The organism is Pseudomonas sp. (assembly GCF_035497915.1).
Classification (GTDB): domain Bacteria; phylum Pseudomonadota; class Gammaproteobacteria; order Pseudomonadales; family Pseudomonadaceae; genus Serpens.
Genome location: NZ_DATJCS010000012.1, coordinates 88,994 through 110,397, shown reverse-complemented (window position 1 = coordinate 110,397; position 21,404 = coordinate 88,994). Strand labels below are relative to the sequence as shown.

21 protein-coding genes and 2 tRNA genes are annotated in these 21,404 nt (G+C 65.6%); 2 read left to right on the top strand and 21 right to left on the bottom strand.

The features are described from left to right. Window positions 1-2: 2 nt before the first annotated feature. From flgJ to VL129_RS04230, 15 genes are all read right to left on the bottom strand, one after another. The gene (gene flgJ / locus VL129_RS04300; protein ID WP_325410426.1) at window positions 3-1,097 is read right to left on the bottom strand and encodes a flagellar assembly peptidoglycan hydrolase FlgJ; all 1,095 of its coding nucleotides are present in this window, start codon (window positions 1,095-1,097) and stop codon (window positions 3-5) included. A 10-nt stretch (window positions 1,098-1,107) separates the two neighbouring features. Beyond that, on the bottom strand, window positions 1,108-2,208 hold the full coding sequence (locus VL129_RS04295) for a flagellar basal body P-ring protein FlgI (RefSeq protein ID WP_325410423.1): 1,101 nt from the start codon (window positions 2,206-2,208) through the stop codon (window positions 1,108-1,110). 32 nt (window positions 2,209-2,240) lie between these two features. After that, complete coding sequence (gene flgH, locus VL129_RS04290) at window positions 2,241-2,930, bottom strand: flagellar basal body L-ring protein FlgH (protein WP_325410420.1); 690 nt, start codon at window positions 2,928-2,930, stop codon at window positions 2,241-2,243. Window positions 2,931-2,962: 32 nt separating this feature from the next. Beyond that, entirely contained in the window at window positions 2,963-3,748 is a 786-nt protein-coding gene (gene flgG, locus VL129_RS04285; RefSeq protein ID WP_325410418.1) for a flagellar basal-body rod protein FlgG, read from the bottom strand. A gap of 42 nt (window positions 3,749-3,790) precedes the next feature. Further along, window positions 3,791-4,528 (bottom strand): flagellar basal body rod protein FlgF, encoded by a 738-nt coding sequence (locus VL129_RS04280; RefSeq protein WP_325410416.1) that lies wholly within the window; start codon window positions 4,526-4,528, stop codon window positions 3,791-3,793. Window positions 4,529-4,775: 247 nt separating this feature from the next. Next, window positions 4,776-6,113, bottom strand: coding sequence for a flagellar hook protein FlgE (gene flgE / locus VL129_RS04275; protein WP_325410414.1), 1,338 nt, complete (start codon window positions 6,111-6,113; stop codon window positions 4,776-4,778). Window positions 6,114-6,137: 24 nt separating this feature from the next. Next, entirely contained in the window at window positions 6,138-6,815 is a 678-nt protein-coding gene (locus VL129_RS04270) for a flagellar hook assembly protein FlgD (RefSeq protein ID WP_325410412.1), read from the bottom strand. A 12-nt stretch (window positions 6,816-6,827) separates the two neighbouring features. Further along, a complete protein-coding gene (gene flgC, locus VL129_RS04265) occupies window positions 6,828-7,271 on the bottom strand; it encodes a flagellar basal body rod protein FlgC (protein WP_325410410.1) in 444 nt (147 codons plus the stop codon). 3 nt (window positions 7,272-7,274) lie between these two features. Further along, entirely contained in the window at window positions 7,275-7,676 is a 402-nt protein-coding gene (gene flgB / locus VL129_RS04260; protein WP_325410408.1) for a flagellar basal body rod protein FlgB, read from the bottom strand. 294 nt (window positions 7,677-7,970) lie between these two features. Next, the gene (locus VL129_RS04255) at window positions 7,971-9,635 is read right to left on the bottom strand and encodes a sulfatase-like hydrolase/transferase (protein WP_325410406.1); all 1,665 of its coding nucleotides are present in this window, start codon (window positions 9,633-9,635) and stop codon (window positions 7,971-7,973) included. A gap of 178 nt (window positions 9,636-9,813) precedes the next feature. Further along, complete coding sequence (locus tag VL129_RS04250) at window positions 9,814-10,785, bottom strand: tRNA dihydrouridine synthase (RefSeq protein WP_325410404.1); 972 nt, start codon at window positions 10,783-10,785, stop codon at window positions 9,814-9,816. 122 nt (window positions 10,786-10,907) lie between these two features. Next, entirely contained in the window at window positions 10,908-11,357 is a 450-nt protein-coding gene (locus tag VL129_RS04245) for an acyl-CoA thioesterase (RefSeq protein ID WP_325410402.1), read from the bottom strand. Then, on the bottom strand, window positions 11,354-12,004 hold the full coding sequence (locus tag VL129_RS04240) for a bifunctional 4-hydroxy-2-oxoglutarate aldolase/2-dehydro-3-deoxy-phosphogluconate aldolase (protein ID WP_325410400.1): 651 nt from the start codon (window positions 12,002-12,004) through the stop codon (window positions 11,354-11,356). Before VL129_RS04240 ends, VL129_RS04245 begins: the two co-directional genes overlap by 4 nt. A gap of 254 nt (window positions 12,005-12,258) precedes the next feature. Beyond that, window positions 12,259-12,334, bottom strand: a tRNA-Glu gene (locus VL129_RS04235). 32 nt (window positions 12,335-12,366) lie between these two features. Next, window positions 12,367-12,442, bottom strand: a tRNA-Ala gene (locus tag VL129_RS04230). 406 nt (window positions 12,443-12,848) lie between these two features. Here VL129_RS04230 and VL129_RS04225 point away from each other — a divergent pair. Together VL129_RS04225 and VL129_RS04220 are read left to right on the top strand one after the other, a co-directional pair. After that, on the top strand, window positions 12,849-13,553 hold the full coding sequence (locus VL129_RS04225; RefSeq protein WP_325410398.1) for an endonuclease I family protein: 705 nt from the start codon (window positions 12,849-12,851) through the stop codon (window positions 13,551-13,553). Between the two features lie 70 nt (window positions 13,554-13,623). Next, entirely contained in the window at window positions 13,624-14,499 is an 876-nt protein-coding gene (locus VL129_RS04220; RefSeq protein ID WP_325410396.1) for a carboxylate/amino acid/amine transporter, read from the top strand. Window positions 14,500-14,543: 44 nt separating this feature from the next. Here the strand turns inward: VL129_RS04220 and VL129_RS04215 are convergent, their stop codons facing one another. From VL129_RS04215 to hisS, 6 genes are all read right to left on the bottom strand, one after another. Beyond that, on the bottom strand, window positions 14,544-15,329 hold the full coding sequence (locus VL129_RS04215) for an amidohydrolase (RefSeq protein ID WP_325410394.1): 786 nt from the start codon (window positions 15,327-15,329) through the stop codon (window positions 14,544-14,546). Between the two features lie 23 nt (window positions 15,330-15,352). Next, complete coding sequence (locus tag VL129_RS04210) at window positions 15,353-16,504, bottom strand: pyridoxal phosphate-dependent aminotransferase (protein ID WP_325410392.1); 1,152 nt, start codon at window positions 16,502-16,504, stop codon at window positions 15,353-15,355. A gap of 221 nt (window positions 16,505-16,725) precedes the next feature. Beyond that, window positions 16,726-18,198 (bottom strand): ribosome biogenesis GTPase Der, encoded by a 1,473-nt coding sequence (gene der, locus VL129_RS04205; protein ID WP_325410390.1) that lies wholly within the window; start codon window positions 18,196-18,198, stop codon window positions 16,726-16,728. A 97-nt stretch (window positions 18,199-18,295) separates the two neighbouring features. Then, window positions 18,296-19,438, bottom strand: coding sequence for an outer membrane protein assembly factor BamB (gene bamB / locus VL129_RS04200; protein ID WP_325410388.1), 1,143 nt, complete (start codon window positions 19,436-19,438; stop codon window positions 18,296-18,298). A gap of 1 nt (window position 19,439) precedes the next feature. After that, complete coding sequence (locus VL129_RS04195; protein ID WP_325410386.1) at window positions 19,440-20,078, bottom strand: YfgM family protein; 639 nt, start codon at window positions 20,076-20,078, stop codon at window positions 19,440-19,442. Between the two features lie 20 nt (window positions 20,079-20,098). Next, window positions 20,099-21,391, bottom strand: coding sequence for a histidine--tRNA ligase (hisS, locus tag VL129_RS04190; RefSeq protein ID WP_325410384.1), 1,293 nt, complete (start codon window positions 21,389-21,391; stop codon window positions 20,099-20,101). Window positions 21,392-21,404 lie beyond the last annotated feature (13 nt).

Here is a 21,404-nt window from a genome sequence, read left to right as displayed (position 1 = left end):
CCCTAGCCGTTTTTGTTCGATCCCGCGGCGGCGACCATCTGATAGGTCTGCAGCTGGCGGGCGATCTGGTTGACCTTGCTGGCGTACTGCGGATCGGTGGCGTAGCCGGCCTTCTGCAGTTCGCTCATGAACTTGTCCGGGTTATCGGCGGACTTGAGCGCTTCTTGATAGCGGCCGTTGCCCTGCAGGAAGTCCGCGTAGTCCTCGAAACTCTGCGCGAAGGAGTCATAGGCGCGGAAGCGCGCGGCCTCCTTCACGGGCTGACCGTTGTAGTACTCGGTGGTCAGCACTTCGGCGCTGGGACCCGCCCAGCCGCCATGGGCCTTGATGCCGAACAGGTTGTGACTGCTGCCCGTCTCGCCCTGGATGATCGAGCCGCCCCAACCGGTTTCCAGCGCGGCCTGGGCCACCAGGTAGCGCGGATCGACGCCCAGGCGCTGGGCAGCCTGCTCGGCCATCGGCAGCAGGGTGGCGGCGAACTGCTCGGGGCTGTCGAAACGGACCGGCAAGACATTGCCGCTCGCCGGTTGCCAGCCGAGATCCACCAGCGGCTTGCCGGCCTGCGCCGTATCGATGGGTGCGGCAGTGTCGTTCGGCGGGCCGTCGCGGCGAGTCTGCACGGCCTTGGGCAGATGGGTGAGCCGGCGCGCCTGCAAGGCGGCACGATCATCCCGCTGGGATTCTGCCTGCGTGATCGCGGCATTAAGCGGCGTCGCCACCTGGCCCAGTACCGCCTGATCTGGCGTAGCGAAGGGATTGGGCCGATTGCTGCCCTTGCGCTCGGTCATCTGCCGCACCAGCACATCCGCCAGGCCGATGCCGCCACCCTCGCGGGACAGGGTCACCGCCAGTTGCTGGTCGTGCATCTGCTGGTAGTGCTTGGTGGTTTCAGTGTTCAGGAAACTGTCGCCGGTCAGCGCCTGGTTGGCGCTGCGCATGGCCTTGAACATCTCGTTGACGAACAGCGACTCGAATTCCTGCGCCACCTTGCGCACGTTGGCCTCGCTGTCGCGATCCTTGCCGGTCTTCAACTGGTTGAGGCGGTTCAGGTCGGTGTAGGCACCGCTGTCGCCCACGCCGGGCACTGGGGATTTCATGGCGCCTCCGTCAGATCACGATCAGCTCGGCCTGCAGCGCGCCGGCCTGCTTGAGGGCTTCAAGAATGGCCATCAGGTCGCTGGGCGCGGCGCCCACCTGGTTCACCGCGCGGACGATCTCGTCCAGCGTGGTGCCCGGAGCGAACTTGAACATCGGGTTGCGCTCCTGCTCGGCCTGGATGCGCGAGTTGGGCACCACCACGGTCTGCCCTTCGGAGAACGGCGCCGGCTGGCTGACGATGGGGTCTTCGCTGATGCTCACCATCAGGCTGCCATGGGTCACCGCCGCCGGCGCCACCCGCACGTTCTGGCCGATGACGATGGTGCCGGTGCGCGAGTTGATGATGACCCTGGCGGCCGCCTGACCGAGATTGATCTCGAGGTTTTCCAGGATGGCGATGTAGTCGACGCGCTGGTTGGGGTCGAGCGGCGCGCTGATGCGCACCGAGGCGGCGTCGACGGCGTTGGCCACGCCCGGGCCGAGCAGGTCGTTGATGCGGTCGACAATGTTCTTGGCGGTGGTGAAGTCGGGGCGGTTGAGGTTCAGCGTCAGACTGTTGCCCTGACCGAAGGCGCTAGGCACCGCACGCTCCACCGTGGCACCGGAGGGGATACGGCCGCTGGACGGCACGTTGACGGTGACACGCGAGCCGTCGTTGCCGCTGGCGTCGAAGCCGCCGACCACCAGGTTGCCCTGGGCGATGGCGTAGATGTTGCCGTCGATCCCCTTCAGTGGGGTCAGCAGCAGGCTGCCGCCGCGCAGGCTCTTGGCGTTGCCAATGGAGGACACGGTGATGTCAATGGTCTGGCCCGGCTTGGCGAACGGCGGCAGGTCGGCATGGATGGACACGGCGGCGACGTTCTTCAGCTGCACGCTGCCGATGTTCGCCGGCACCTTGATGCCGAACTGGGTCAGCATGTTGTTGAAGGTCTGCAGGGTGAACGGCGTCTGGGTGGTCTGGTCACCCGTGCCGTTGAGGCCGACCACCAGGCCGTAGCCGATCAGCTGGTTGCTGCGTACGCCCTGAATGCTGGAGATGTCCTTGAGGCGCTCGGCCTGGGCCGTCAGGCTGGCCAGCAGGCCGAGGGCGAGAACGAGGTGTTTGATCATGGGGCTGACTCCTACAAAACCATTTCCGCTCATCAGAACGGCCACAGCGGGCTCATGAAGAAGCGGTCGAGCCAGCCGGGCTGGCTGGTGTTGGCGAAGGCGCCGGTGCCCGAGTAGGTGATGCGCGCATCAGCCACTCGGGTGGAGGGCACGGTGTTATCGGTGCCGATGTCCTCGGAACGCACCAGACCGGCGATGCGCACCAGCTCCTCGCCGGTGTTCAGGGTCATCCACTTCTCGCCGCGCACCGCAAGAATCCCGTTGGGCAGCACCTCGGCCACGGTGACGGTGATCGAGCCGGTCAGGCTGTTGCTCTGCCCGGCCTTGCTGCTGCCGCTGGTGTCGCGCTCGGCGCCGTACTCGGCACCCAGGGTCATGCTGTTGCCGGTAAACGGGTTGGTCGCGCTCACCGCGCCGCCGAACAGCGACGTGAGGCCGATGCTCGCGCTGCTGTCCTTCTGCAGCTGCGAGTTGGCGCTCTTGCTGGCCTGGGTCCGCTCGTTGAGCGTGATGGTGATGATGTCACCGACCCGGTAGGCCTTGCGGTCGTCAAACAGGTTCATGCCGAAGCCCGGCTGGTAGATGGCCCCGTTGTTCTGCTCCACCGGCAGCGGCGTGCGCGGCAGCACGGGCGCGTAATACGGCTCGTCGGGCTTGGGCGGCGTGGACATGCAGCCGCCAAGCAGCGCCAGGAACATCAGGGACAGGAATAGCCGGAGCATGGACACGACCTCTGGAGACTCGCTAAGCACCTTTACAGCTGCTGGGTAACGAAACCGAGCATGGAGTCGGCGGTGGAAATCACCTTGGAGTTCATCTCGTAGGCGCGCTGGGTAGTGATCATGTTCACCAGCTCTTCCACGGTGCTGACGTTGGAGTTTTCCAGGGTTTCCTGCAGCACGGTGCCCAGGCCGTTCATGCCCGGCTGGCCGACCTGCGGCGCGCCGCTGGCGGCGGTCTCCAGGAACAGGTTGCCGCCCACGGCCTGCAGACCGGCGGGGTTGATGAAGTCGGCGGTCTGCAGGTTACCGATCACCTGCGAGGCGGGATCCCCGAACACGGTGACCGACACGGTGCCGTCCTGGCCCACGGTGAAGGTCTGGGTTTCCGGCGGCACGACAATCGCCGGCTCCAGCGCATAACCGTTGGCGGTGACCACCTGGCCTTCGGAATTCAGGTGGAAGGTGCCGTCGCGGGTGTAGGCCACGGTGCCGTCCGGGGTGAGGATCTGGAAGAAGCCCCGGCCGTTGATGGCCATGTCCAGCGGCTGGTCGGTGGTCTGCAGGCTGCCGCCGGTGAAGTTCTTCTGGGTGCCGACGATACGCACACCGGTACCCAGTTGCAGGCCGGAGGGCAGCTCGGTGTCCTGGGTGGTATTGGCGCCCGGCTGGCGGCGAACCTGGTAGAGCAGGTCCTGGAACTCGGCGCGGTCCTTCTTGAAACCGGTGGTCGAGACGTTGGCCAGGTTGTTGGAAATGGTGGTCAGGTTCATGTCCTGGGCGGACAGACCGGTCTTGCTTACCCACAGGGCCTGAAGCATTGGAAATCTCCTTCATGCGGCGCCGCCTGGCGCCGTCTCGAATCAACCGATCTGCATGACCTTGGTCATCGCCGCGGCATCATCCTCGGCGGTGCGCATCAACTTCACTTGCAGTTCGAACTGGCGGGACAGGGCCAGGATGGAAGTCATCTCGGCCACGGCATTCACGTTGCTGGTTTCCACGAAGCCGGAAACCAGCTGGACATTGGCGTCGGCCTCGATGGGGCCGCCGGTGTGGTGGATCAGGCCGTCGAGACCCTTTTCCAGGTTCGCAGGGTCCGGGTTGACCAGCTTCACGCGGTCCACCACGGCCATCACGTTGGGGTTCTCGCCGAGCGCGCGGACGCTGATGGTGCCGTCACGGCCGATCTCGACCTTCTGCTCCGGCGGAATCACCACCGGGCCGGCATTGCCAATCACCGGCAAATCGTTGCCGGCGCGCAGGATGCCCACGGCATCGATCTTCAGGCTGGCGGTGCGCACGTAGGCTTCCTCGCCCAGCGGGGTCTGCACGGCGATCCAACCGTCACCCTCGATGGCGATATCCAGCTCGCGACCGGTTTCCTGCAGTGCGCCGGGGGTGAAGTCGGTACCCGGACGCTCGCTCATGGCATAGGCGCGCGCCGGCAGGCTATCGCCGAACACCGGCATGGAGCGCGCCTGCTCGAAGTCGCGACGAAAACCGTGGGTGGAAACGTTGGCCAGATTGTTGGCATGCGACTGCAGCGCCAGAGTGTTCTGGCTGGCACCGGTCATTGCCACATACAGCATCTTGTCCACTTCAATCCTCCGGCAGGTTCTTGCCGCCCTTGCGGGCCTTGCCAGAGGAGGAGCAAGCATCGTGCCAAACTAAAACCGCGAAACCTGTGGGGCCGGGTTTATCCCGGCCGACGCAAAGGGCAACGCAGCCGAAGCGTGGGCATTCGGCTCCCGGCCCTACAAGAGGCCGCAACCTCCCCTCCACTTTTCGAAATTCGCAAACAAAAACGGGAGCCCGCAGGCTCCCGTTTTCTCATTTACCCAACCATCAGGTCATGTTGATGGTGGTCTGCATGACGGTGGTTTGCGTGGTCACCGTCTTGGCGTTGGCCTGGTAGTTACTCTGCGCCTTGATCAGTTGCACCAGCTGCGCGGTCAGGTCGACGTTGGATTCTTCCAGCGCGCCGGCCTGGATGGCACCGAAGGTACCGCTCTTGGCCATGCCCTCGATCGGCACGCCCGAGGCGTAGGTTTCCACCCAGGCGGTGCCGCCGACCGGCTTGAGGCCCTGCGGGTTGGAGAAGTTCACCAGCATCACCTGGCCGATCAGCTTGGACTCGCCGTTGGTGAAGGCGGCAAACATATTGCCGTTTTCGTCGATGTTCAGTCCGGACAACTGGCCGGTGGCGTAACCGTCCTGCTTCTGGCTGGTGACGGCTGAGACGGCGTTGAACTGGGTCATGTCGGCAAAGCTGACGGTGACACCGGTCGGGTTGGCCACGGCACCGTTGGCCACGGCGGTCGGCGGGTTGGTGGTGGCATCGGTGATTTGCTGCGGAACCCAGCCAACGACAGGAGGCGTCGCAGTAGGATCGCCCATCGGGATAGTGAACTCACCCGCAGCCGGCATGGTCAGGCGGCCGTAGGTATCGAATTCCAAACGCTCCGGCGTCGGCACGTTGCTGGTCGGGTCCAACGGATCGAGCCCATCGATCAGCGTGTACATCTCCCAATAGGTTCCCGTGGCCGGCAATACCTCCTGCCGCCTCGAGAAGTAGTGGGTCATGGTGTGCGAGTTGCCCAGCGAGTCGTACACCGGCACCGAGGTCGACCAATTGAAGGTCTCCGGGTCGCTGGAATCGAAACCTGGGGCCGCCGGAATGATCGACGCAGTCGAGTCCAGGTTGATGGTCTCGTTGATCAGGCTGGTAGCCTTGGGTGACACGCTGGAGGTGTCCACCTGCAGGTCGACCTTCTTGCCCTGCAGAATCTGCCCGCCCGCACCCACCGGGAAGCCCTGCAGACGGAAGCCGGAACTGTTCTGGATATAGCCGTCCTTGTCGGTACCAAACTCGCCGGCACGGGTGTACATCATCTGGCCCTGCGCGCTCATCGCGAAGAAACCGTTGCCGTTGATCGCCAGGTCCAGGCTGTTGCCGGTGTGGTTGATGTTGCCCTGGGTAAACTGCTGGGAGATGGCGGCGGTGCGCACGCCGGCGCCGGCGACCTTGCCGCCGGTACCGAGGATGGAGGCCGAGTAGACGTCGGCGAATTCGGCGCGCGAACCCTTGAAGCCGGTGGTGGCGACGTTGGCGATGTTGTTGCCGGTAACGGCGAGGTCCTTGTTGGCCGCAGCCAGACCGCTCAGAGCGACGTTGAACGACATGGTGAAACTCCTTTCAGAAACCGGTTATTGGCCGATGGTCAGTACGCTGGAGAGCGGCAGACGCCCCATGCCAGCCAGGTTCAGATGCATTTCGCCACCCGCCAGGGTGACGCTGTTGACGGTGGCGGGCAGGTAGGTGGGCAGCGCGACCGCCTCACCATCGATCTGCGCTTCGGCGACGAAGGTGTAGTTGCCGGACTCGACCTTCTCGTTCTTGTCGTTGACGCCATCCCAGATGAAGTCGACGGTACCGGCGCTCCAGTCCCCCATGGGCATGGTCTTCACCAGAGCACCCTTGTCGTCGTAGATCTTCACGTTCAGGTTGCTGCCATCGGCCGGCATCATCACGTTGCCGGTCATGCTCTTGCTGGTGTCCACCAGCGCCTTGCCGGTCTGCACGATGACCGAGCGACCGACCAGCGAGGAGGCCTGCAGCGCCTGGGACGACTGGTAGCTGCCCATGAAGGACTCCACCGTCGAGTTCAGGTTGTTCATGCTTTCCAGGCTGGAGAATTGCGCGAGCTGGGCAACGAACTGGGTGTTGTCCTGCGGGTCCAGCGGGTTCTGGTTTTCCATCTGGGCAACCAGCAGCTGCAGGAAGGAATCCTTGCCCAGGGCGGCGTCGCCCGTGGTGTTCGGCTTCTGCTTGACCTGGTACTGGTCAAGAATCGACTGGGATGTATTGGTATTGATCGTGCTCATGATCCTTCACCTTTACTGACCGAGGGTCAGCACCTTCTGCAGCATGGTTTTGGCGGTATTCATCATTTCGGTGTTGGTCTGGAAGGCGCGGCTGGCGGCGATCATGTCGGCCATTTCCTCGACCACGTTGACGTTCGGGTAGTAGACGTAGCCGTCCTTGTCCGCCGCCGGATGGGTCGGCTCGTAGCGGGCCTGCAGCTCGGCCTGGTCTTCGACGATGCCGGCGACGCGCACGCCGTAACCGGCGGCGTCCTGCTCGGCGAACAGCGACTGACCGGCCGGATTGACCTGCTGCTGCAGCATGGTGGCGAACACCGGCTTGCGGGCGCGGTAGGTCTCTTCCAGGCTGGAGGACACGGTTTCGGCGTTGGCGATGTTGCTCGCCACGGTGTTCAGGCGGGTGCTCTGGGCGCTCATGCCGCTACCGGCGATGTTGAATACGTTGGTCAGCGACATGGCTTATTCCCCCTTGATGGCCGACATCAGGCCTTTGAACTTGCTGTTGAGGAAGGTGAAGCTGGCCTGGAAGTCCACCGCGTTCTTGGTGTACGCAGCCTGTTCGACCTGGGCGTCCACGGTGTTGCCATCGATGGACGGGTGATGCGGGGTGCGGTACTGCAGCGACTCGGCGCTGAACGACACGCCCTCGCCCTCGATGTGGCGGGCGCTGGTGCGGTTCAGGTTGAAGGTGCCGCTCTTGTTGGTCTGGCTGGCCAGCACGCTGGAGAACTCCAGGTCGCGCGCCTTGTAGTGCGGCGTGTCGGCGTTGGCGATGTTGTTCGCCAGCACCTCGGCACGCTGCGCGCGGAAGTTCAGAGCCTTCTCGTGGATCCCCAGCGCCTTGTCGAAACTGATAGCCATGTGCCTTTCCCTCGAATCGTTTGCCGGGCGCCGTTGCCGGGCGCCTTGCCTGCCAGAAGGAAAGCAAGCACTGTGCCAGCTACACAATCCCTTTGATTTCAGGCACTTGCGCAACGATATCGAAGGCAGCAACACGCCGGGCGGCACCCGCTTGCCGCTCGACGGCAAAGGCGACTGCCAGGGCGAAGGCCAGCGCACCCGTGGGAGCGAATTCATTCGCGAGCTCTTGGGGATTGCACGAAAGAGCTCGCGGACAAGTCCGCTCCTACAAAAAAAGCCAAAAGCGGGGTCGGGTCACAGGTCCGGCGACACCACGTCGTCGAGCTCGATGCGCTTCCAGGCGGGCTCGGCACCCAGCCGGGCATTGAAGCGGGTGTTGAAGGTGAACTCGTCATCGCTGCGCTGGCTCAGCGAGGCGCCATAAGTCGCTCGTATCGCCTCGCGTTGGTAGCCAAGCAGCTCCAGCAGGGTCGGGAACAGGTTGTAGTGGCTGGAGTTGTTGCGATTGGCATCTAGCTCGGCCTGCCAGTCGAGGGTCGCCAGGTTGCCGCCCTGCAGGACGATCAGTGGCACCAGGCCCTCCTCCACCACCGGGTCGCCACCACAGTGGGTGTTCAGCCCGGGATTGCCGCGCTCATGCAGGTCCTGGCCGTGGTCCGAGGTGTACAGCACCACGGCGCGGCTCAGGTCGGCGTGCGCCAGCAGGCGGGTGAAGAATTCCCCGACATTCCACAACAGGGTGTTGCGGTAGGAGTTGCGGTAGCGGATCCAGTCCTCGGCCGTGCCATTGAAGCCGTCCCGCTCGCCGGTGTCGCCGATGTCCAGGTAGCGACCGCGCGGCAGCGCCGGCTGGTAGCGCAGGAATTCGTCCGGAAACTTGTCGTGCACCGGGAAGTGCGCGCCCATCTTGTTGACCAGAATCAGCTCGGGCTGATCATTGCCGAGCAGCTCGATCAGGCTGTCCGCCACCGCCATGTCGCGGTCGCGCACCCGCACATCGTCGTACTGGATGAAGGCATCCAGCTCCAGCACCTCGTCCTTGGTCATCAGGTTCTGCAGGGCGCCATGGGTGCGCTGGGCATCGATGTAGACCGTGCGCAGGCCGGCCTGCCGGGCGTATTGCCAGATGGACGGCATGGTCGAATTGATGCGCAGATAATCGTCGCGGGTGCCGCCATAGCGCAGGGTGACGTTGGTGTCGGCGCTGCAGTTGGCGATCGAGGCAGCATAACCGTAGTTGAACAGGCTCACCCCGGCCGGCAGGGCGGTCAGGCCGCTGGGCACGCCCTGCGGGTGATTGATGTCCAGGTAATGCCCGGACACGCTCTCATCGATGATCAGCACGATGTCGTGATCGATGATCCGCTCGCCACGCGGCAGCGTGACCGGCTGGCGCTCGCCCACGGTGTCGCTCAGCGCTTCGTAGCCATACAGGCCCAGATAGGCCAGCGGCGTGTACATCACCGGCAGGCCGCGCGCGCCCGCGCCGGCGCGCACGAACAGCACGCTGGCCAGCAGCAGCAGGCCGACCCAGGGCGCGGCGCCGGCCACCCAGCCCGACACTGGCGCGGCAACCGGCTTCAGGCCGATACCGAACAGCAGCAGCAGACCGATTGCCGTGGCGTGCAGGATGCTGTCGCGAAACTGGTGGTAGGCCTCGTCGATGAAGGCATGGGAATGCAGCAGCGAAACGAACTGCGGATAGGTCAGGTAGTCGACCGTGACGCGATGGTAGGCATCGAAGAACGCCGCGGCGCCGAACAGCGCCAGCGCGTAGCCCCAGCGCAGAAGCGCCTGCCGGCTGTAGGCCGCCAGGAACAGGCAGACGACCAGCAGGGCGAACAGCCCGAGGAACATGACGGTGGCAGCGGTGCCTTCCAGTTCGGCCAGGCGCGCCATGTAGTAGCGGTGACCGGAAACGAGATAGGCGAGCAGCAGGAGAGGCTTGAGAACGGGCATACGGGCTTCCAGGCAACGCGGGTTATCCGCAAGCAGAAAATCCCGGTGCGGCACCCACGCCTCCGGCTTGCCGGCACGACGTTCCTCCCGCACACGACAACCCGAGTGCATCCATGCGACCAGCGAACCTGCGTCGTAACCGTTTTGTCACGATAGTCGTGTACAGCGCAGCGGCAAGTCAGCCGGCCCGCAGGAGCGCTTCCTCGCCTTCCGCACGCAACAGCGCTTCGATGCGGTCGCAGTCCTGTTCCCGGCGAATCCGCTCGAACAAGGTGATGGCCTCCGGATAGCCACGGGCCAGCATGCCGAGCCACTGTTTGAGACGACCCGGCGCGTAGCGTGGCGCCAGGCGGCTGCGCGAGCGCTGCCAGAACTCGCGCAACAGGGGCAGCAATTCAAACCAGCCCATGGGCGCGACGGGCTCGCCGGCGCGGGCGGCAGCAATTTGCCGCGCCAGGTCGGGGCGCGCCACCAGGCCGCGACCAAGCATCACGTCCTGCACGCCACTGACTTCCCGGCAGCGCCGCCAGTCCTCCAGCGTCCAGATTTCGCCATTGGCGAACACCGGCACGCGCACCACCTCCTGCACCCGCGCAACCCACTCCCAGTGCGCCGGCGGCCGGTAGCCCTGCGCCTTGGTCCGCGCATGCACCACCAACTGCCCCGCGCCCCCTTCGACCAGCGCGCGGGCGCAATCCAGCGCACCGTCCGGACTGTCGACGCCCAGGCGCATCTTGGCGGTGACCGGAATCGCGGCCGGCACCGCGCGGCGCACCTCATCGAGGATGCGATAGAGCAGCTCCGGCTCCTTGAGCAACACCGCCCCGCCGCGCGATTTGTTGACCGTCTTGGCCGGGCAGCCGAAGTTCAGGTCAATCACCGGCGCGCCCAGCTCACAGGCGAAGGCGGCATTGTCGGCCAGGCAGACGGGATCGGAGCCCAGCAGCTGCACGCGCATCGGCGTGCCGGCGGCGGTGCGCGAACCGCGCGCCAGCTCCGGCGCCAGCTTGAGGAACTGGCTTTCCGGCAGCAGGCGGTCGCAGACGCGAATGAACTCGGTGACGCACCAGTCGACGCCACCCACCCGGGTGAGCAGGTCGCGCATCAGTTCGTCGACCAGCCCCTCCATGGGAGCCAGGGCGATTTGCATGGGGATAACTCGTGGAGCGCAAGGGGCGCGTAGTGTACGGAGATGAACGCGCGAGATGTAGGGCGGTCAGCGCCTTTCTGGCCGCCAGTCGGACCCTTGTCCGACGCAGGATGGATCGCCCTTCAGCGATCGACCAGACGCGCCGTCACCAGCGCCTTGCCGTAGCCTTCGACGAACTCGGGGGGCATGCGGCGCGGGCGGCCGCTGGACAGCTCGATGCAGGCAAAGGTGGTCCGCGCGCGCAGCAGGGTGACGCCGTCGGCGGGGCGAATCAGCTGGAAGCGCCGCAGCATCCGCAGCCTGTGGTCGGACTCGACGATCCAGGTGCCCATGCACAGGTGCTCGCCCTGGTAGGCACTGGCCAGGTAATCCACTTCGTGGCGCACCACGGCCATGGCCCGGTCCAGTCGCCGGTAGGCGGCCAAGTCCAGGCCGAGATGCTGCGAATGGCTCCAGGCACAGCGCTCCATCCACCTGACGTAGACGGCGTTGTTGGCATGGCCCAGCTCATCGATGTCATTCGCGACCACGTCCAGCTCCAGCGCGAAGGGATCGGGCAGATCCCAGTTCATCGCGGTGCATCCAGACTCGCAGCCAGCGAGCAGGCCTCGCTGGCCAGCTGGGTGATCTGGTCCCAGGCGCGCGCCTTGACCAGATCGGCCGGGGCAATCCAGGTGCCGCCGACGCAGGCCACGTTGGGCAGACGCAGGAAGGTCGCGAGGTTGTCGACGTTGATGCCGCCGGTGGGACAGAAGCGGATACCGGTGAACGGCCCCTTGAGGCTCTTGAGCATCTTCACGCTGCCGGTGCCGTTGGCCGGGAACAGCTTCAGCGAGCGGTAGCCGAATTCCAGCGCCATCAGCACTTCCGAGGGCGTCAGCACGCCGGGCAGATAGGGCATCTGCAGGTCTTCCGCCGCCAGCGCCAGGCGCTCGGTGCAGCCGGGGCTGACGGCGAACTGCGCACCGGCGTCGCGGGCTTCGAGGAACTGCTCGGCATGGATCAGGGTGCCGGCGCCGACGATCAGATCCGGCAATTCGCGGCGGATGATCGACACCGCCTCCAGCGCGCGCGGCGTGCGCAGGGTCACCTCAAGGACGCGGACACCACCGGCATGCAGCGCCTGGGCCAGCTCAAGGGCGCTGCCCACATCCTCGATCACCAGTACCGGCAGAACCGGACGGGCCTCCTGCAAAATCGCTTCCATCGTCAGGCTCATGACACGCACCCCGCTACACGGAAAGGAAAGGTCGCTCTTGGCATCTACCCGTGCGACCCGCGCATGATCGCAAATACTTCCCGAGCAAGGCCAGCGGATCGGGGTCAGGCGTGCAACCCCTTTGGACCGGCACCGTGCCTGTGGCGACCAGAAAGGCGCTGACGGGCACGGCATGACAGTGCTTTCTCGAGACAAAACAAAAGGGCCGCCACATGGGCGACCCTTGATTCCCGCAAAATGCACGGGCAAGAAAATGGCGTCCCCTAGGGGACTCGAACCCCTGTTACCGCCGTGAAAGGGCGGTGTCCTAGGCCACTAGACGAAGGGGACGAAACCTTCAAGACCGCACCTCAAGAGAGGTTTGGTGGAGCTAGACGGGATCGAACCGTCGACCTCTTGCATGCCATGCAAGCGCTCTCCCAGCTGAGCTATAGCCCCGTGCGTCAGGACGGGGCGCATATTAGGTTCGACCCGATCCCCTGTCAACAGTATTTTTCAACGGAAGTGAATTTTTTTTGCCAATAGAACAAACACTTAGGTAAACCAGCCGTTGATCGGGGTTTCGCCGGGCGTCCTCACGGCCGGGCCGGACACAACCGCTTTTCTGTGGGAGCGGCTTCAGCCGCGATCGTCGCCACTCCAAAGCATCGCGGCTGAAGCCGCTCCTACAGGCCGGTGCATCCGCCGCAATGTACTTGCGTGTAGCACGTCGTCAGACAGGCATCCCTCCAAGGCGGACCCCTACGCAAGCTCTTGTATTCCTTGCACTTGCTGACCAGCGGCAGGCTAGAATCGCGGCCTCGTGCGCACGGATGCGCTCTCAGTCATGTTGTCGAGAGTTTCCATGCGCCTGCTGTTCGCCCTGCTGTTCATCGCCCTGCCTGTGCATCTCGTCCAGGCCGACGCGCCCCGCACCTTCGTCGAAGCCAAGAAGATCGCCTGGAAGCTGTATGCCGAGCGACCGGTGGAGTTCTATTGCGGCTGCACCTACAAGGGCAACCGTGTCGATCTGGACAGCTGTGGTTACGAGCCGCGCAAGAACGCACAACGTGCCGGGCGCATCGAGTGGGAACACGTGGTACCGGCCTGGGTGATCGGCCACCAGCGCCAGTGCTGGCAGGACGGCGGGCGCAAGAACTGCACCGCCAACGACCCGGTATTCAGCCGCGCCGAGGCCGACCTGCACAACCTGGTGCCTTCCATCGGCGAGGTAAACGGCGATCGCAGCAACTTCGGCTTCGGCATGCTCACCCAGAAGCCGCACCAGTACGGCGCTTGCCCGTTCGTGGTGGACTTCAAGCAGCGCACCGCCATGCCACCGGAGAATACCCGAGGCACCATCGCGCGCATCTACCTGTACATGAGCGATCGCTACCGACTGCGCCTGTCGCGCCAGGACCAGCGCCTGTACGACATCTGGAACCGCCAGTACCCGGTCAGCGAATGGGAGCAGTGGCGCAACCGCAAGATCGCCTGCGTGCAGGGCAACGCCAACCCCTATGTGGGCGAGGTGGACCTGTCCAGCTGCACACCGCTGGCCCGCCGCTGAGTTCGCCGCAAGGGCAATTGTGGTCGGCCTGGCCAGCAGGTAATGTCGGCGCCCTCATCGGGAGTCCCAAATGATCTACCTGCTCGTCGTCACCCTGCTGTGGGCGGTTTCCTTCAACCTGATCGGCGCCTTCCTGGCCGGCCAGGTCGACAGCTACTTTGCGGTACTCACCCGGGTGGTATTGGCCGCCCTGGTGTTCCTGCCACTCACCCGCTGGCGCGGCGTGCCGCCGCCCTTCATCCGCGGCGTGATGCTGGTCGGCGCGCTGCAGTTCGGCGTCACCTATATCTGCCTGTACCTGAGCTTCAACGTGCTGACGGTGCCGGAGGTGCTGCTGTTCACGGTGCTCACGCCGCTGCACGTGACGCTGATCGACGACGCCCTGAACCGCCGCTTCAACGGCTGGGCGCTGCTGGCCGCGGCGCTGGCGGTGTTCGGCGCGGCGCTGATCCGCTATGACGACGTCAGCGGCGATTTCCTGCTCGGCTTCTTCCTGCTGCAGATCGCCAACTTCACCTTCGCCACCGGTCAGGTGCTGTACAAGCGGCTGGTAGCCCGCCATCCCTGCGACGTGCCGCTGTTCCGGCGCTTCGGTTACTTCTTCCTCGGCGCACTGATCGTCGTGCTGCCGGCCTGGCTGCTGCTGGGCAACCCGCAGCGCCTGCCGACCACCGATGTGCAATGGGGCGTACTGGTGTGGATGGGCCTGCTGGCCACCGCGCTGGGCCAGTTCTGGTGGAACAAGGGCGGCACCCAGGTGGACGCCGGCACCTTGGCGGTGATGAACAACCTCAGCGTGCCGGTGGGGCTGCTGATCAACCTGCTGATCTGGAACACGGAAGAAGACCTGCTGCGCCTGGCGGTCGGCGGCCTGATCATCGTCGGCTCGTTGTGGGTGAATAAACTGGGCCGCAAACCCAGCGTTGGAGTTCTGACCCGCACGTAGGCCGTACAAACAGTAGGAGCGGCTTCAGCCGCGATGGGTGGGGCTCACCCCTTCAATACAAACCCGTCCGCATCACGCCAGGCCGGGAAGCGTTCGCGGAAGCGCGCGAGCTTCTCGGCATTCAGGCTGACCTGGAACACGCCGTCGCCCTCCCCCGCGTCCAGCAGGCTGTCGCCAAGAAAATCCAGCACCTGGCTGTCGCCGCTGTAGGGATAGCCATGGCCGTCGGTGCCGACACGGTTCACCGCCGCCACGTAGCAGAGGTTCTCGATGGCCCGCGCCGGCAGCAGACGATTCCAGGCGTTGCGGCGGGCCGCCGGCCAATTGGCCGTGTAGAGCAGCAGGTCGGTGCCCTGGGGATCGCGACTCCAGACCGGGAAGCGCAGGTCGTAGCAGATCAGCGGACGCACCCGCCAACCCTTCAGCTCGAACAACGCCTGCTCGGTGCCAGCAGCGAAATGCTCGTGTTCGCCGGCCATGCGGAACAGGTGGCGCTTGTCGTAATGGCGCACCTGGCCGTCCGGCTGCGCCCACAGCAGGCGGTTGCGGTAGCTGCCGTCCGCCGCCTGGACGATCAGCGTGCCAGTCACCACCGCCTGCAGCCGCTCGGCCTGCTCACGCAGCCAGGCCCGGGTGGCGCCCTCCTCCGGTTCGGCCAACGCTGCCGACTCCATCGAGAAGCCGGTGGTGAACATCTCCGGCAGGATGACCAGGTCGGCGCCGCGCGCCTGCTCCAGCAGGGCAGCGAAGCGCGCGCGATTGGCCTGGGCGTCGTGCCAGGCCAGGTCGGTCTGCACCAAGGCCAGGCGCAGGTCGGGTTTGTCACTCATGTCGGTTCCTCACAGCCATCGATTCATACGGCACACAGCTTCTCCGCCGCCTGGCGCAGGGTCTCCTCGCGCTTGGCGAAGCAGAAGCGCACCAGGCGCAGGTCCTGCGGTGGCGCCTGGTAGAACACCGACACCGGGATGCAGGCCACGCCATGCTCGCGGGTCAGCCACTGACTCATCGCCACATCGTCCAGATCCGGGCGAATCGCCGAGTAGTCGGCCAGCTGGAAATAAGTGCTCGGCGTCGGCGTGAAGCGAAAACGCGATTCGGCCAGCAACCCGCAGAACAGGTCGCGCTTGGCCTGGTAGAAGTCTGGCAATTCGTCGACATGCTGCGGATAGGCGGCCATGTAGTCGGCCAGCGCCCATTGCAGCGGAGTGACGCCGGTGAAGCTCACGTACTGGTGCACCTTGCGCAGCTCCGCGGTGAGCGCCGGCGGCGCCACCACATAGCCGGTCTTCCAGCCGGTGACGTGGTAGGTCTTGCCGAAGGAACTGACCACGAAGGCGCGCGCATACAGCTCGTGGTGGCGCAGCAGGCTGGCATGCTCGCGGCCGTCGAACACCAGATGCTCGTAGACCTCGTCGCTGAGCAGGTAGATGTCCTCGCGACCGCGCAGCAGGCTGGCCAGGCGCTCCAGATCGGCGCGCTCCAGCAGTGCGCCGCTGGGGTTGTGCGGGCTGTTGAGGATGATCAGCCGGGTGCGCGGCGTCAGCGCGTCCTGCAGGCGCTGCCAGTCGATGGCGAAGTCCGGCAGGTTCAGCGGCAGATGAATGCAGCGTCCGCCGGCCAGTTGCACCGAAGGCTCGTAGCTGTCGTAGCAGGGGTCGAAGACGATGACCTCGTCGCCCTCGCGGACCAGCGCCTGGATGGCGCAGAAGATCGCCTGGGTGGCGCCGGGGGTGATGGTGATTTCGCTGTCGGCATTGGCCTGGCGACCGTACAGCCGCGCCACCTTGGCCGCCACCTGCTCGCGCAGCGCCGGCAGGCCGGTCATCGGCGCGTACTGGTTGTGGCCGGCCATCACGTGGCGGCCGACCGCCTCGCGCAGCGCATCCGGCCCGTCGAAATCGGGGAAGCCCTGGGACAGGTTGATCGCCCCGACCTGCGTGGCCAGCTGGGACATGGTGGTGAAGATGGTGGTGCCGACGTGGGGCAGCTTGCTGTGGATCATGGGCTTCGACGCCAGGGAAACGGGGCGTCGAGCATAGAAGCGGGAAGCGGGAGGGTGCAAGCGGGAGCCCGCCGCTCCCACCCAAGCCGGCTCAGTGCGACATCTGTGGGAGCGAATTCATTCGCGAGCTTTTTGGGGCGGCCGACTAGGTGGGCCTGATGAAAAGCTCGCGGACAAGTCCGCTCCCACAAAAGAACCGTGCAGTTCCGACGCAGAGGCCGCTATTTCTTCTTGCGCTTCTTCTCGGCCTTCTTGTGGTGGGCCATCAGGCGACGCTTCTTGTTCACCTGGCGGTCGGTAAGCTGGTTCTTCTTGCCCTCGTAGGGGTTTTCGCCGCCCTTGTATTCGATGCGGATCGGCGTGCCCACCAGCTTGAGCACCTTGCGGAAGGTGTTCTCCAGGTAGCGGGTGTACGACTTGGGCACCGCCTCCACCTGGTTGCCGTGGATGATGATCAGCGGCGGGTTGGCACCGCCCAGGTGGGCGTAGCGCAGCTTGATGCGGTGGCCGTTGACCAGCGGCGGCTGGTGGACCTGCACGGCATCCTCGAGGACGCGGGTCAGGCGGCTGGTCGGCCAGCGGGTCACCGCCGAGGTGAAGGCGGCCTGCACCGACTTGTACAGATGTCCCACCCCGGTGCCATGCAGCGCGGAGATGAAATGGATATCGGCGAAGTCGACGAAGAACAGCCGGCGCTCCAGCTCCTTCTTTACGTAGTCGCGTTCGGACGGTTCCATGCCGTCCCACTTGTTCAGCGCGATGACCAGCGCGCGGCCGGTTTCCAGCACGAAACCGAGCAGGTTGAGGTCGTGCTCGACCACGCCCTCGCGGGCATCCATGACGAACACCACCACGTTGGCGTCCTGGATAGCCTGCAGGGTCTTCACCACCGAGAACTTCTCGATGGCCTCGAAGATCTTGCCGCGCCGGCGCACGCCGGCGGTGTCGATCAGCGTGTACTTTTCGTCGTCGCGCTCGAACGGGATGTAGATGCTGTCGCGCGTGGTGCCGGCCTGGTCGTAGACCACCACGCGCTCTTCACCGAGCATGCGATTGACCAGCGTGGACTTGCCGACGTTGGGACGGCCGATGATGGCGATCTTGATGCCGTCCTTCTCGCTCGGGCCGGGGATGCGCGCGGCTTCCTCGCCTTCGGCGACGTCCTGCTGCGCCGCCGCTTCCAGCGCTTCGACCTCGTCGTCCTTGGGGAACACGCCAAGCACTTCTTCCAGCATCGGCTGGATGCCGCGCCCGTGGGCGGCGGCGATCGGCAGCGCATCGCCCAGGCCCAGCGGGCTGAACTCGGCGCGCGCCAGGTCGGGGTCGACGGTGTCGACCTTGTTGGCGATCAGGAAACAGCGCTTGTTGCGCTTGCGCAGGTGCTCGGCGATCAGCTCGTCGGCGGCGGTCAGCCCGGCGCGCGAGTCGACCATGAACAGCACCGCATCGGCTTCCTCGATGGCCAGCAGCGACTGCTCGGCCATCTTGGCGTCGATGCCTTCCTCGTCGCCGGTGATGCCGCCGGTGTCGACGACGATGTAGGTGCGGCCTTGCCACTTGGCTTCGCCGTACTGGCGATCGCGGGTCAGGCCGGCAAACTCGGCGACGATGGCGTTGCGGGAACGGGTCAGGCGGTTGAACAGGGTCGATTTGCCCACGTTGGGACGGCCGACCAGGGCAATTACGGGAACCATGCGGCTCTCCACTTTAAAAAATCGAAAAACACGAAGGCCGCTGCCAGGGCAGCGGCCGATCATTCAGCGCGGTGGCGCGCGGCTGCGCGCCCGTCCGCTATTTGATGGTCAGCGCCATCAGCTTGCCGCCGTCGCCGTAGACATACAGCCAGCCACCCACGGCGATCGGCCGGGCGCGCAGGCCGTCGCTGCCGACGCGGGTACGGGCGACGAAGCGGCCATCCACCTGGCTGACCAGATGCAGGTAACCCTCGTAGTCACCCAGCGCCACATAGCTGGAAAACACTTCCGGCGCGGACAGCTGGCGGCGCGCCAGTTGGTCGTTGCTCCACAGCGCGGTGGTGGAGCGCTCGTCGATGCCCTCCACCGTGCCGTTGGCCAGGCTGATATACACGCTGCCGAACCCTTGGGCGACGCCGACCGAACTGGAAGCCTCGCGCTGCCAGAGCACCCGGCCGCTGTTCAGATCCAGCGCTGCCAGACGTCCCTGATAGCTGACCACATAGACGGTGCTGCCGGAGAGCAGCAGGCCGCCATCAATATCGATGATGCGTTCCAGCTCGGAGCGCCCCTGGGGCACCGCGACGCGCTGCTCCCAGACCGGCAGGCCGCGACGGGCGTCCACGGCAATGACCTTGCCGTTGGACAGGCCGGCAATGGCCAGATCGTTGGTCAGCAACGGCGCGCCGGTGCCGCGCAGGGTCAGCACCGCCGGCGAGCTTTCGTGAATCCAGCGCTGCGCGCCAGTGGCCGCGTCCAGGCCGATCAGCCGATCATCCTGGGTCTGCACCACCACCACGTCGCCGTTGGTCGCCGGTGCGGACAGCACCTCGCTGGTGGCCTTGGCCTGCCAGCGCTGCTCGCCGCTTTCGGCGTCCAGGGCAATCACTTCGCCCTTCAGCGTGCCGACCAGCACCAGGCCGTGTCCGGCGCCCACGCCGCCGGACACCGGCAGCTTGAGCTTCTTCTTCCACAGCACCTTGCCGGTCAGGCGATCCATGGCCTGCACCAGGCCGTCGGCGTCGGCGGCGAAGATGCGCTCGCCGTCCACCGCCGGCGTCAGGCGATTGAACAGATCCCCCTGGCCGTCGCCAATCGAGCGACTCCACTCCTTGCGCAGCGTGAGTTCCGCCTCGAAATCCGGCAGATCGGCCGGCGGCAGCTCCTTCTTGCTCGAGCTACCGCAGCCGGCCAACACGGCCATGCCGAACAGCAGCGCCCAGGTCCAGGGGGTTCTCACGTCAGGCGTCTCCGTTGGCCAGGTCGTCCAGCTTGAGCTGCAGGGTGCCGGCGGCACCGTTGACCGGCAGCGCGTCCTTGGCCTTGCTGTAGGCGGCGAACGCCTCCTGCTTGCGGCCCAGTTGCAGCAGCAGGTCGCCGCGCAGCTCCTCGCGGCCGGCCAGGTAGGCCGCATCGACCTCGCCGTCCAGCAGGGCCAGGCCTTCCTCGCCCTTACCCTGGGCGCTCAGCACGCGGGCCAGGCGCTGGCGGGCCAGCTCTTCCAGGTCGGCGCTGGCCGGCTTGTCCAGCACGGCACGCAGCTCGGCGGCGGCTTCGTCCAGCTGGCCGGCCTCGACCGCCACCTTGGCGACGAACAGGCTGCCGAACTGGGCGTAGTGCGTACCACCGAATTCTTTCTTGAGCTGGGCAGACAGCTCGGCGACCCGCGCGGTGTCCGGCTTTTCGGCGCCCAGCGCGGTTTCCACCAGTTGCTGATAAACCAGCGAGGCGCCCTGCGCCTTGTTGGTCTGATAGTTCTGCCAGGCCTGCCAGCCGAACACCACGGCCAGGGCCAGCAGCCCGCCGGTGACCAGCGGCATGCCGTTGCGGCTCCACCACTCCTTCAGGCTGGCGATCTGTTCGTCTTCGGTCATGTTCACCCTGATTCTCCTTATGCGTGTCAGGCGCGCAGTTGCAGCGACGCGGCCAGATGGCCGGCCAGTGCATCCCAGCCAATGCTCTGCTGGTCGCTGTCATCGCGCAGCGGCTTGACGCCCACCACGCGCTGCGCCAGTTCATCCTCGCCCAGGATCAGGGCGAAATGGGCGCCGCTCTTGTCGGCTTTCTTGAACTGGCTCTTGAAGCTGCCGGCGCCGGCATTCACCAGTATGCGCAGGCCCGGCAGGGTATCACGCAAGCGCTCCGAGAGCTGCAGCGCGGCCAGCTCCGCCGCTTCGCCAAAGGCGCAGATATAGGCATGGGGGGCGCGCGACAGTTCCGCCGGCACCAGGCCGAGGGTTTCCAGCAGCAGCACCAGGCGCTCGACACCCATGGCGAAACCGACGCCCGGCGTCGGCTTGCCGCCGAACTGGGCGACCAGGCCATCGTAGCGACCGCCGGCACACACGGTGCCCTGGGCGCCCAGCTTGTCGGTGACCCACTCGAACACGGTGCGGCCGTAGTAGTCCAGGCCACGCACCAGCTTGGGGTTGATCTGATAGGCGATGCCCACCGCATCCAGGCGCGCGCGCAGACCGTCGAAATGCACCTTCGACTCGTCGTCGAGGTAGTCGAGCAGGGTCGGCGCGTCGGCCAGCAGCGCCTGGGTCTGGGCGTTCTTGCTGTCCAGGATGCGCAGCGGATTGGTGGTCAGGCGGCGCTGGCTGTCCTCGTCGAGCTGCTCGAAGCGCGCCTTGAGGTACTCCACCAGCGCGTCGCGATAGCGCGCGCGGGCCTCGCTGGAACCCAGGCTGTTGAGCTGCAGGGTCACGGCGTCGGCCATGCCCAGCTGCTTCCACAGGCGTGCGGTGAGGATGATCAGCTCGGCGTCGATGTCCGGACCGGGCTGGTTGAACACCTCCACGCCGATCTGGTGGAACTGCCGATAGCGGCCCTTCTGCGGCTTCTCGTAGCGGAACATCGGCCCCATGTACCAGAGCTTCTGCACCTGGCCGCCACCCGACAGGCCATGCTCGAGCACGGCGCGCACGCAGCCGGCGGTGCCTTCCGGACGCAGGGTGAGGGATTCCTCATTGCGGTCCAGGAAGGTGTACATCTCCTTGTCCACCACGTCGGTGCCTTCGCCGATGCCGCGGGCGAACAGCTCGGTGTACTCGACGATGGGCAGGCGGATCTCGCTGTAGCCGTAGCTGTCCAGCAGCTCGGCGAAGGTGCCTTCCAGGTAGCGCCACGCCGGGGTCTGCGCCGGCAGGATGTCGTTCATGCCACGGATGGCTTGCAGGGTCTTGCTCACGAAAATTCCTTAA